At 44.3% G+C, this 12,199-nt stretch carries 9 protein-coding genes; 3 read left to right on the top strand and 6 right to left on the bottom strand.

Annotated features, from left to right (window positions below):
• Nucleotides 1-39 precede the first annotated feature (39 nt).
• Complete coding sequence (gene ppa, locus LQ983_RS03970) at nt 40-567, bottom strand: inorganic diphosphatase (RefSeq protein WP_006716839.1); 528 nt, start codon at nt 565-567, stop codon at nt 40-42.
• 154 nt (nt 568-721) lie between these two features.
• On the opposite strand from ppa, the gene mtr reads away from it, so the two are divergent.
• Both mtr and LQ983_RS03960 read left to right on the top strand, forming a co-directional pair.
• A complete protein-coding gene (mtr, locus tag LQ983_RS03965; protein ID WP_230621738.1) occupies nt 722-1,966 on the top strand; it encodes a tryptophan permease in 1,245 nt (414 codons plus the stop codon).
• A gap of 1 nt (nt 1,967) precedes the next feature.
• A complete protein-coding gene (locus LQ983_RS03960; protein ID WP_111295676.1) occupies nt 1,968-2,720 on the top strand; it encodes a trans-aconitate 2-methyltransferase in 753 nt (250 codons plus the stop codon).
• Between the two features lie 96 nt (nt 2,721-2,816).
• Here the strand turns inward: LQ983_RS03960 and leuD are convergent, their stop codons facing one another.
• The 5 genes from leuD to LQ983_RS03935 all read right to left on the bottom strand — a co-directional run bounded on the left by leuD (nt 2,817) and on the right by LQ983_RS03935 (nt 10,270).
• Nucleotides 2,817-3,419, bottom strand: a complete 603-nt coding sequence (leuD, locus tag LQ983_RS03955) for a 3-isopropylmalate dehydratase small subunit (RefSeq protein WP_111295678.1) — start codon at nt 3,417-3,419, stop codon at nt 2,817-2,819.
• Between the two features lie 10 nt (nt 3,420-3,429).
• Nucleotides 3,430-4,839, bottom strand: coding sequence for a 3-isopropylmalate dehydratase large subunit (gene leuC / locus LQ983_RS03950; protein ID WP_111295680.1), 1,410 nt, complete (start codon nt 4,837-4,839; stop codon nt 3,430-3,432).
• Between the two features lie 188 nt (nt 4,840-5,027).
• Entirely contained in the window at nt 5,028-6,104 is a 1,077-nt protein-coding gene (gene leuB / locus LQ983_RS03945) for a 3-isopropylmalate dehydrogenase (protein ID WP_230621737.1), read from the bottom strand.
• Between the two features lie 104 nt (nt 6,105-6,208).
• The gene (gene leuA, locus LQ983_RS03940) at nt 6,209-7,756 is read right to left on the bottom strand and encodes a 2-isopropylmalate synthase (protein ID WP_109427305.1); all 1,548 of its coding nucleotides are present in this window, start codon (nt 7,754-7,756) and stop codon (nt 6,209-6,211) included.
• Between the two features lie 729 nt (nt 7,757-8,485).
• The gene (locus LQ983_RS03935; RefSeq protein WP_230621736.1) at nt 8,486-10,270 is read right to left on the bottom strand and encodes an ABC transporter ATP-binding protein/permease; all 1,785 of its coding nucleotides are present in this window, start codon (nt 10,268-10,270) and stop codon (nt 8,486-8,488) included.
• A 156-nt stretch (nt 10,271-10,426) separates the two neighbouring features.
• Here LQ983_RS03935 and LQ983_RS03930 point away from each other — a divergent pair, with 156 nt between their 5' ends.
• A complete protein-coding gene (locus LQ983_RS03930) occupies nt 10,427-12,085 on the top strand; it encodes a putative transporter (protein WP_230621735.1) in 1,659 nt (552 codons plus the stop codon).
• Nucleotides 12,086-12,199 lie beyond the last annotated feature (114 nt).

Raw genomic sequence — 12,199 nt, 5'->3', positions numbered from 1 at the left:
ACTTTTTAAAGATGCGGCCTGTTTTTTGGTGATTTTTGATTATTTTTTTGCACGCTCAAATGAATCAAGGATTTCTTTACGCGCTGCGTCAACGCCTTCCCATCCTTCTACTTTCACCCATTTACCTGCTTCTAACGCTTTGTAGCTTTCGAAGAAGTGTTTAATTTGTGCTTTTAATAATTCCGGTAAATCGCCCACGTCTTTGATGTGGTCGTATTCTTTGCTTAATTTAGTGTGTGGTACCGCAACCACTTTCGCATCGCCACCGGCTTCATCGGTCATTTTCAACACGCCTACCGGACGGCAACGAATAACGGAGCCAGGTTGTAACGGATACGGTGTTGGCACTAACACGTCAACCGGGTCGCCGTCAGAAGATAAGGTGTTGTTCACATAACCGTAGTTTGCCGGATAGAACATGGCGGTTGCCATGAAACGGTCTACAAATAATGTGCCGGTTTCTTTGTCTACTTCGTATTTGATTGGATCAGAGTTTGCAGGGATTTCAATAACAACATAGATGTCATCTGGTAATTCTTTACCTGCTGGTACGCTTTCTAAGCCCATTTGTTATTCCTTCTTGTGAGTTAAATAAACGTTGCAATTATAGCGGTAATCGGCTTCATTTGTCGAGTTGAGGGAAAACGACATAATAAAATCCGGTTGTCTTTTGTTACTGTACTATTATAATAGTCCAAAAATTTTGAGAGAGGATTTTACAATGACAACACAAAAACGCCCTTCTTTACTCGGTGGCGCGATGATTATTGCAGGTACGGCAATTGGTGCCGGTATGCTTGCCAACCCAACATCTACTGCCGGTGTTTGGTTTTTCGGTTCAATTGCGATTCTGATTTACACCTGGTTTTGTATGACCACGTCGGGCTTAATGATTTTAGAAGCCAATTTACATTATCCGACTGGTGCCAGTTTCGACACCATCGTAACGGATTTATTAGGCAAAGGCTGGAATGTGATTAATGGTTTGTCTGTCGCCTTTGTACTTTACATTCTCACTTATGCTTATATCACTTCCGGCGGTAGCATCACGGAAAGTTTCCTGAATCAGTTAGGTGAAAACGTGGAAGTGGGGCGCACTGCAGGCTCCTTGATTTTCTGTTTTGTGTTGGCGGCGTTTGTGTGGTTCTCTACCAAAGCGGTTGACCGTTTTAGTACGGTGTTAATTGCCGGGATGATCATTTCTTTCTTCCTTTCCACCTCCGGTTTGTTGAGCTCGGTGAAAGCCGATGTATTGCTTAACACCGTGGCGCAGGGCGAACAGCAATATTTACCTTATATTTTGACCGCACTTCCGGTGTGTTTGGTGTCGTTCGGTTTCCACGGCAACGTCCCGAGTTTGGTGAAATACTATGATCGTGATGGCAAGCGCGTGGTGAAATCCATTTTCCTTGGCACCGGTTTGGCGTTGATTATTTATATTTTGTGGCAGCTTGCCGTTCAAGGTAACTTACCGCGCGCTGAATTTGCACCGGTCATCGCCAAAGGCGGTGATGTAGCGGCCTTATTAGAAGCTTTGAACAAATACATCCAAACGGATTACATCGGGATTATTTTGAATTTCTTTGCCTACATGGCCATCGCGAGTTCTTTCCTTGGTGTCACCTTAGGCTTATTCGATTACATCGCTGACTTGTGTAAATTCGATGATAGCCGCTTAGGACGCACGAAAACGACATTAGTCACTTTCCTGCCGCCGTTATTGCTGAGTTTGCAATTCCCGTTCGGCTTCGTTATCGCCATTGGTTACGCGGGGCTAGCTGCTACGATTTGGGCAGCCATCGTGCCGGCATTGTTAGCAAAAGCCAGCCGTAAAAAATTCCCGAATGCCACCTATCGTGTACATGGCGGCAACTTCATGGTGTATTTCGTGATTTTATTCGGATTATTGAATATCTTCGCACAAGTGGCATTACAGTTCGGTTGGATTGCCGACTTCAAAGGATAATATGCAAGATAAGCAAAGCGTGTATGACAGGGACGGTTTTTTCGAACTGTATCAGAAACTGCGCAGCAACCCGAATAGCTTAAATGAAATCGTTGAAAAGCCCACGATGTTGGGCTTAGTCGGCGGCGTGTCAGGCAAGCGTATTTTAGATTTAGGCTGTGGTTGCGGAGAACATCTGAAGCTCTATTTAGAACAGGGCGCCGCATTTGTTGCCGGTATAGATTTGTCCCAAGCTATGTTGCAGCAGGCGGCAAAAAATCTCGCAGAATTTCGACCGCACTTTTTACTGGAGCAAGCCCCAATGAAACATCTGGAACGGTTAAACGAAAGCAATTTTGATGTCATCACCAGTTCCTTTGCTTTTCATTATGTACAGGATTTTCCTGCCTTATTAGCAAAAATTTATGACAAACTGACGCCAAACGGGCAATTGATTTTCTCTCAAGAACATCCCATTGTGACTTGTTATCAAGGCGGCGAACGTTGGGAAAAAGACGCGCAAAAACAACAAATCGCCTATCGTCTGAATTTCTATCGGGATGAAGGCGAGCGCCAACGCAACTGGTTTAAACAGCCTTTCACTACCTATCATCGCACCACGGCGACCATCATCAACAATTTGATTTCCGCCGGTTTTCACATTGAGCAAATGGCGGAGCCAATGCTTGCAGACCAACCGCAATGGCAGGATGAGTTTAAAGATTTACAACATCGCCCGGTGTTGTTGTTTGTTAAGGCGAGAAAAAACGCATAAAGTGCGGTCGATTTTTGACGTGTTTTTGAGAAAAGAAGGCGGACAAGTTGTCCGCCTTTTAACGCAGAAAATATCTGCTTTCCGAGTGATAAAAAGTTAGCGTAAGAACGCCGGAATTTTGCTTTCGTATTCTGCGATTTTGTCTTCGTGTTGAAGGGTTAAACCGATATTATCCAAGCCGTTTAACAAACAATGACGGCGGAATTCATCGAGTTCAAAGTGATACACTTTGTCGCCTACGGTGACGGTCATCGCTTCCAAATCCACATGGATTTGTTTGCCCTCATTTGCCCATACCCATTGGAAGATTTCTTCCACTTCCTCTTCGCTTAAACGAATCGGTAACATGTGGTTGTTTAAACTGTTGTTATAGAAAATATCCGCAAAACTGGGTGCGATCATCACTTTGAAACCATAATCGGCAAGCGCCCAAGGCGCGTGTTCACGGGACGAGCCGCAACCAAGATTTTTGCGTGCCAATAAAATGGTGGCGCCTTGATATTGTGGGTAATTCAGCACAAATTCCGGATTCGGCTTGGTGCCTTCTACATCCAAATAACGCCATTCGTGGAATAAATGTTTGCCGAAACCTACGCGGGTAATCGCTTGTAAAAATTGTTTTGGAATAATCGCATCTGTGTCCACATTCGCGGCATCCAATGGCACTACTAAGCCTGAAAGTTGTTTGAATCCTGCCATTTTCTGCTCCTTAATTTAATGTCACGTCACGAATATCAACGAATTTACCGAACATTCCCGCTGCGGCAGCCATCGCTGGGCTCACCAAGTGAGTGCGACCATTACGGCCTTGGCGACCTTCAAAGTTACGGTTTGACGTGGAAGCACAACGTTCCCATTCGCCCAAGCGGTCGTCGTTCATTCCTAAACACATGGAACAGCCCGGATTACGCCATTCAGCGCCCGCTTCGATAAAGATTTTATCCAAGCCTTCTTTTTCCGCTTGTTCTTTTACTAAACCGGAACCCGGCACCACTAAAATCCGTTTTACGTTATCGGCTTTTTTACGGCCTTTCATCACAGCCGCCGCTGCGCGTAAATCTTCGATACGGGCATTCGTGCAAGAGCCAATAAACACTTGATCCACTGGGATTTCTTTTAAATTGGCGTTGGCTTCTAAACCGATATAGTTCAAGGCTTTTTCAGCAGAGGCGCGAGTGACCGGATCGGTCATTTCCGTTGGATTCGGCACTCGTTGGTCGATACCGATCACTTGCCCTGGATTCGTGCCCCAAGTGACTTGCGGTGCGATATCTTTGGCGTCTAATGTGATAACCGTGTCAAATTTCGCATTATCATCGGATTTTAAGGTTTTCCAATAAGCAACAGCATCATCCCAATCTTTACCTTTCGGCGCATGTGGACGACCTTTTAAATAGTCGAAAGTGGTTTCATCCGGTGCGATTAAACCCGCTTTCGCGCCCATTTCGATTGCCATATTACATACGGTCATTCTGCCTTCCATGGAAAGGTCACGAATAGCCTCGCCGCAGAATTCCACCACATGGCCTGTGCCGCCTGCCATCGTTGTTTTACCGATAATAGCAAGAATAATGTCTTTTGCCGTAATGCCAGGCGCCACTTTGCCGCGCACTTCAATTTTCATGCTTTTTGCACGGGCTTGCTTTAAAGTTTGGGTGGCTAATACGTGTTCTACTTCGGAGGTGCCGATACCAAATGCCAAGGCACCGAATGCACCGTGAGTTGCAGTATGAGAGTCACCGCAGACGATCGTCATACCTGGCAAAGTTAAGCCTTGTTCAGGCCCCATCACATGCACGATACCTTGTTCTTTTGTGGTCATGTCGAATAATTGAATACCGGTCGCTTTCGTGTTTTTTGCAAGCTCCAATACTTGAATTTTTGCTTGGCCTTCAAGTTTGTTCACATCGCGTACTTGGGTAGAAATACTGTGATCCATGGTGCCGAAAGTTTTACTTACTTGACGTACTTGACGACCCGCAACACGTAGACCATCAAAGGCTTGTGGACTAGTCACTTCATGGATTAAATGACGGTTAATATACAAAATCGGCGTTTCGCCTTCAGCTTCGTACACCACGTGGGCATCGAATAATTTTTCGTAAAGAGTTTTTGCCATAATTTTTCTCAATTCGTTAGAGTAGTAAGTGCGGTTAAATTTGACAGTGTTTTAAACCGCACTTTAATTGTTTTTTATTAGATTGCGTTAGCGATCAATATCCACATTGATGGCGCGCGTCTCCTGACGCGTGCCCTAATTTTATTTATATAAGCACGCGTCGGGAGACGCGCACTATCGATTGCGACTTAAATTGCATCAGCAATCAATGTACCCATTTCTGCCGTTGAAACAGGGGCTGAGTCATCGGCTAAATCGCCGGTACGGTGACCATTTGCTAAAACTTTTTGTACTGCATTTTCAATGGCATCCGCCGCTTCGTTTAAGTTGAAGCTGTAACGCAACATCATCGCCGCAGAAAGAATTTGTGCGATTGGGTTAGCAATGCCTTTGCCGGCAATATCCGGGGCAGAACCGCCTGCCGGTTCATATAAACCAAAGCCCTCTTCATTTAAGCTGGCTGATGGCAACATACCCATAGAACCCGTAATCATCGCTGCTTCATCAGAAATAATATCGCCGAAAATGTTAGAGCAGAGGAGCACATCAAAAGACTCAGGCGCTTTGATGAGCTGCATAGTCGCGTTGTCGATATAAATATGATCTAAGGTGACTTCAGGGTAGTCTTTCGCCACTTCGGTCACGGTTTCACGCCATAAGATTGACGCTTGTAATACGTTGGCTTTATCCACAGAAGTCACGTGCTTACGACGTTTCATTGCCGCATCAAAAGCTGCACGTGCAATGCGTTCGATTTCATATTTGTAATAAACTTCCGTATCGAATGCTTTGGTTTGTGCGCCTTCGCCTTCGCGACCTTTTGGTTGACCGAAATAAATCCCGCCCGTTAATTCGCGTACAACCACCATATCAAACCCTTTCGCTGCGATGTCTGCTCGTAACGGACAGAATTTTTCGAGTCCTTTATAAAGGGTTGCAGGACGAAGATTGCAGAATAATTTGAAATGTTTACGCAATGGCAATAATGCACCGCGTTCTGGTTGTTGATCTGGAGGTAAATTTGTCCATTTAGGGCCACCCACAGAACCAAACAAAATCGCGTCAGCAGCATCACAACCTTTTAAGGTTTCTGGCGGTAATGGGCAACCGCAGTGATCAATCGCGGCACCACCCACATAAAACTCGTTGAAGTTGAGTTTAAAACCAAATTTTTCTTGGACTTTGTTTAATACTTTAATGGCTTCCGCCATCACTTCCGGACCAATACCGTCTCCCGGTAGAACAGCGATGTTGTATGATTGCATATTGAATTATCCTTTATTTGTTATTTAGTTGTAGGGACAGGCTTTATGCCTGTCCGATTACTCGTTAATATTGGACAGGCATAAAGCCTGTCCCTACGAAGGGATTAATGATGTTTATGATTCTTAATATTTGCTACCTTATGCGCGCGATAAATTGCATTGATGGCGTGCACTAAGGCAAGGGCGGAAGATTCAACGATATCCGTCGCTAAACCTACACCATGGAATTTGCGACCTTCGTGTTCCACCACGATATCCACCTGACCTAAGGCTTCTGCGCCTTCGCCTTTGGCGGTTAAGTTATAGTGAGACATTTTGATCTCTAAACCGGTTAAATTTAAGATGGCGTTATAAACCGCGTCGACCGGGCCGTTACCGCCGATTGACGAAGTACTTAATTTCTCACCGTCTAATTGTAATTGAACAAAGGCAGTCGCCGGATATTCCTTGGTGGAGTGAGCGGAAAGTTTATCTAACACCAAACGATCTTCATCGCCTTGTTGCATATCAATGAACGCCAAGGCTTCCAAGTCATAGTCGAACACTTGGCCTTTTTTGTCCGCCAATTTTAAGAAGGAATCGTACAATTTATCCAAATCGTAATCTTGTTCGGTGTAGCCCATGTCGGTCATGTGACCTTTCACCGCCGCACGGCCGGAACGCGCGGTTAAGTTCAATTTCTCTTTCTTCAAACCGATGGTTTCCGGAGACATGATTTCGTAGGTGTTTTTGTTTTTTAACATTCCGTCTTGGTGAATACCGGAAGAGTGCGCGAAAGCATTGGAACCCACAATGGCTTTGTTCGGTTGAATCGGCATATTGCAAAGCTGGCTCACCATTTGGCTGACACGATGAATTTCTTGGGTATTAATTCGTGTGTCTACACCGAAGAGTGCCTGGCGGGTTTTAATCGCCATGACCACTTCTTCCAATGCAGTGTTGCCAGCACGTTCGCCGATGCCGTTGATGGTACATTCAATTTGGCGCGCGCCGTTTTGTACGGCGGTTAAAGAGTTGGCGGTTGCCATGCCTAAGTCGTTGTGGCAGTGCACGGAAATAATGGCTTTATCGATGTTTGGTACGCGATTGCGTACTTGGGCGATGATGTTGCCGTATTCCGTTGGCAAGCAGTAGCCCACGGTGTCGGGAATATTGACGGTGGTGGCGCCGGCGTTGATTGCCGCTTCCACAATGCGGCAGATATTGTCAATACCGGTGCGTCCTGCATCTTCGCAAGAAAATTCCACATCGTCAGTGTAGTTACGTGCACGTTTCACTGCCGCCACCGCCATTTCAACCACATCGTCAAATGTCCGTTTTAATTTGGCTTCAACGTGTAATGCGGAGCTGGCAATAAAGGTATGAATACGGAAAGCTTCCGCCACTTTTAAGGCTTCATACGCCGCATCAATGTCTTTATCTACCGCACGGGAAAGTGCCGCGACACGACTATTTTTGATATGGCGTGCGATAGTTTGCACGGATTCAAAATCCCCTTGCGAGGAAACCGGAAAGCCTACTTCCATGACATCCACGCCTAAGCGCTCTAAAGCAAGGGCAATTTGTAATTTTTCTTTTACGGTAAGGCTTGCTTTTAACGCTTGTTCCCCATCACGCAAGGTCGTATCAAAAATAATAACGCGATCTGTCATAACATTTTCCTTCTTTCAATCACTCAAAGTGCGGTCGTTTTTTCAGATGTTTTGTAAGTGCAAAAACGAAAAAACCCGCAAATTAGAGTGCGGGTTTAAATCTTAAGGGTTTTACATTTGACTGTTTTTCATCCACAACTTAGCCGCACAAAGAATGTGAGAGCAGCAGGTTGAGGGAGAAAGAAACAGTGTTAAACATGAAAAATCCTAATGCATAAAATCTGTAAAAAGTGTGTCACATATTACGGATTTAAATTCTTCTGTCAAACGTTTACTTAGTGTTTTATGTTGATTTTTGCGTTATTTTAGAAATGACTTTGGATTTATTATCTAATATTTCTGTATTTGTTAGATTGATGTTCTTTATTTATTTTTTGCTGTGAATTTTTATTCTAGGAAAAATTTATTTGATAAATAGTTCTACTTTTTTTCGTTATGAAGGAATAAGTTGAAAATTACTCTCAATCGAATCAAGTTCGATTGTTCGTCTCGATGGGGTTTTAGGCTTAAAATTCGTTGGATTTTGTGACCGCACTTTGTGGTATGACTGGGTTCCCTTCTTTGCTGCCCTTGTGGCATTGAATTTGTAGGAAATTTTCGCTTTGTTTGAGCGAAGCGAGTTCGAAAATTTCCGTCAAGCAAATTCAATAGAACAAGGGGAAAAAAGCAAAGTAGGGGCGCCTTTCTTTGGTGACTTTCTTTGGCGAAGCAAAGAAAGTCACAGTAAACCTAATGAGTACTTAATTCCCAATGCCCATCCGTCCTCAATTCTAAACGCTTTTCATGTAATGGCACTAAGGTTGAACGGTGCCCGACACTGATGATGGTGGTATTCGGCAATTCCCGACGAATTAACCGATACATGGCATCTTCCAGTCCTTCATCCAGGCTGGCGGTGGCCTCATCTAAAAAGGCGACTTGCGGTTTCTGGAGCAACAGGCGGGCAAAGGCGAGGCGTTGTTGTTCGCCAAGAGATAAAATGCGGCTCCAGTCTTGTTCTTGTTCCAAACGTTCTTGTAAATGGGCAAGTTGTACTTGCTGTAATACGTCATTTACTTTCGTCAAATCAGCTTGCTCCGTGGTGTTGGGATAATACAGTGCGGTGAGCAAATCCCCTTGAGGTAAATAAGGGCGTTGTGAAAGGAAAAGGCTGTTTTGTTGCGGGCAAAAGATTTCACCGTGCGCATACGACCATAAACCTGCAACGGTGCGTAACAAGGTGGTTTTTCCTACTCCGGACTGACCTTGGATTAGCAAAGAGTCCCCTTGCGGTAGCGTCAGATTGAGATCGTTAATCAGTGTTTTGCCAAGTGGCGATTTCACATTCAGATGTTGGAAAATAACGTCCGTTGGGTGATCGGTAATCTGGGTTTTGTTTTCTTTCTGTGCGGCTTCTACGCTGTAATGGAAGCCGGTTAAACGATCCAAAGTGGCTTTGTATTCGGCAAAGCTATCGTACGTATTACGGAAGAAAGAGAGATTGGAATGCAATTTCCCAAAGACTTGCAAGGTTTGCATCAAATCGCCCAGTTTAATTTGTTTTTCAAAATAGCGTCCCACTTGAATGAGTAAAGGGAACACCACGGAAATTTGGCTGACCACTAAGTTAAAACCGGAGAATTTTAAGGCTCGGAAGACGATATCCCACATGTTATCGATAACGGCGCGGAATTGTTTGTAGAGCTGGCTTTTTTCAACTTTTTCACCGGCGTAGAAAGCAATACTTTCGGCGTATTCTTTTACACGGATTAAAGAATAACGGTAATTCGCGTTCAATTTTTCGTTAGCAAAATTGAGGCGAATTAACGGCTTACCAAGCCAAAAGGCGATAAGTGTGGTGAAGATCACATAAGCGAACACTAAAAAGACCATCATGTGCGGGATTTCTACGCCGAATAAACTCATTGGCCCAGCTAATCCCCACAATAAAATCGTGTAAGAAATCATGGAGGTTACCGCATCAATGACGCCGGTACTCAAGGAAAGCGTTGTTTTGACATAGGATTGCACGTCTTGTTGAATCCGTTGATCGGGGTTATCCAAATGCTGTGCGGTATATTGGCTTTTATAGTAGGCGCGGTGGCTCATCCATTTTTCCAACATTTCTTGGTTTAACCATTCAATCCAATTAATGGAAAAGCGCTGGCTAATGTAATAGCTGATCAAGGCAGAAAGCACGGAAAATCCGGCGATAAAGCAAAACAGGATCATTTGCTCCCAAAAGACTGGCTGGTTGAACTCTTGCAGTGAGGTGTACATGTTATTGTACCAAGTGGAATGTACCAGCCCTAGACGAACGCTAAACAAGGTTAAGGCCACAATCATAACGAAAAATAACAGTGGTTTAACGCTACGTTTCGGCGAAAGGTAGCCGCCGGCAAACATCCAAAATTGTTTTCCCCAGTGGGTGAAACGCACCAACAAAAAGATACTGAGGCTAAAAACAACGGTCGTGATTGCTAAGGTTTTTGCAATCCAAAGTAGGGAGGTAATCGCTTCCTGAGAGTAGTCCATTATGTGATCCGCTAATAAAAAAGTGCGGTTCATTTTAAAAAGATTTCCCTATTAGGCAAGAAAAAATGTGATAGCGGTTTCATTTTTTGTGTTTGTTTTCCCTAAAAAAAATGAAGTTGCTATAATTTGCCACAGTTAATTTTATTTGAGGTAAATATGAGCGATATTGCTATTACGATTAGCCTACTCGCCCTAGTCGCCGTGATTGGTTTATGGATCGGTCATTGGAAGATCAAAGGTGTCGGTTTCGGTGTAGGCGGGGTGCTCTTTGGTGGGATCATTGTGGCGCATTTTACCAATCAATACGGGTTGGCATTAGACACGCACACATTACATTTCGTGCAAGAGTTTGGCTTGATTCTGTTTGTGTATACGATCGGGATTCAAGTGGGGCCGGGTTTCTTTTCTTCCTTGCGACGTTCGGGGCTAAAACTTAACGGTTTTGCCTTTTTGATTGTGTTGCTTGGCGGGATTTCGGTGATTCTCATTCATAAGATTGCCGATGTGCCGTTAGACATTATTCTGGGAATTTATTCCGGTGCGGTAACCAATACGCCATCGTTGGGGGCGGGACAACAAATCTTAGCGGAGCTTGGGCTAAAAAGTGCCACTTCCACCATGGGGATGGCATATGCCATGGCCTATCCGTTTGGGATCTGCGGTATTTTACTTTCCATGTGGTTGGTGCGTTTGTTCTTTAAAATTAAGGTAGATGAAGAAGAACAACATTTCCAACATGAAAGCGGACAAGATAAAGAAACGTTAACCACCATGGACGTAAAAGTCACCAATAAAAACTTGGATGGTTTACGCCTAATCGATATTCCGGGCTTTGGTGAAGGGGACATTGTGTGTTCCCGTTTGAAAAGTGGCAACAATGTTTGTGTGCCGAAAGCCTGCTCAGAAATCCATTTGGATGACGTGCTGCATTTAGTGGGCGATGGTAGTGCATTGAAGAAAATGTGCTTAATCATCGGTGATGAGCTGGATGTGCCGATTTCAACCAAGGGCGGAGAGATTCGTTCAGAGCGGGTTGTGGTTACCAGCGAAAAAGTGTTGGGTAAAAAAATCAAATCGCTGGGAATTCATCAAAAATACGGTGTCGTGATTTCCCGTTTAAACCGTGCCGGTGTGGAATTGGTACCAACAGCAAATACGACCTTACAATTCGGTGACGTATTACACATGGTGGGTCGCACTGACATGATGAATAACGCCATTTCTGTGATTGGTAATGCTGAGCAAAAATTGCAACAAGTGCAAATGTTGCCGGTGTTTATTGGGATTGGTTTAGGGGTGTTATTCGGTTCTATCCCCTTTTATATTCCAAGTTTTCCGGTTGCCTTAAAATTAGGTTTAGCAGGTGGGCCATTAGTCATTGCATTGATTTTGGCGCGTATTGGTACGATCGGTAAACTGTATTGGTTTATGCCGCCAAGCGCTAACTTGGCGTTACGTGAGTTAGGGATTGTCTTGTTCTTGGCCGTGGTTGGGTTGAAATCCGGCGGCAGTTTTATGGACACCTTATTAAACGGAAGCGGCTTGGAATGGATGGGTTACGGTATCGTTATTACGTTAGTACCTTTACTCATTACCGCAGTTATCGCACGTTTATACAGCAAATTGAATTACCTTTCCCTTTGCGGCGTACTTGCCGGTTCAATGACCGATCCACCGGCATTAGCATTTGCTAATGCTATTAAAGACGGTAGCGGGGCAGCTTCTCTCTCTTATGCGACAGTATATCCGTTGGCGATGTTCTTACGTATTGTTTCTCCGCAATTACTGGCATTGCTCCTTTGGAGTTTTACATAACCAGAAAACGCGTTTAAAAATGACCGCACTTCATCTAAAAGTGCGGTCATTTTTTTCCTTATTTAAGGACGTGTTGACTTCACAGGGTAGATAAGATCTATTAAAATGAGCCAA

The organism is Aggregatibacter sp. Marseille-P9115 (assembly GCF_920939465.1).
Classification (GTDB): Bacteria; Pseudomonadota; Gammaproteobacteria; order Enterobacterales; family Pasteurellaceae; genus Aggregatibacter; species Aggregatibacter segnis_B.
This window is presented reverse-complemented; position numbering and strand designations above follow the sequence as displayed.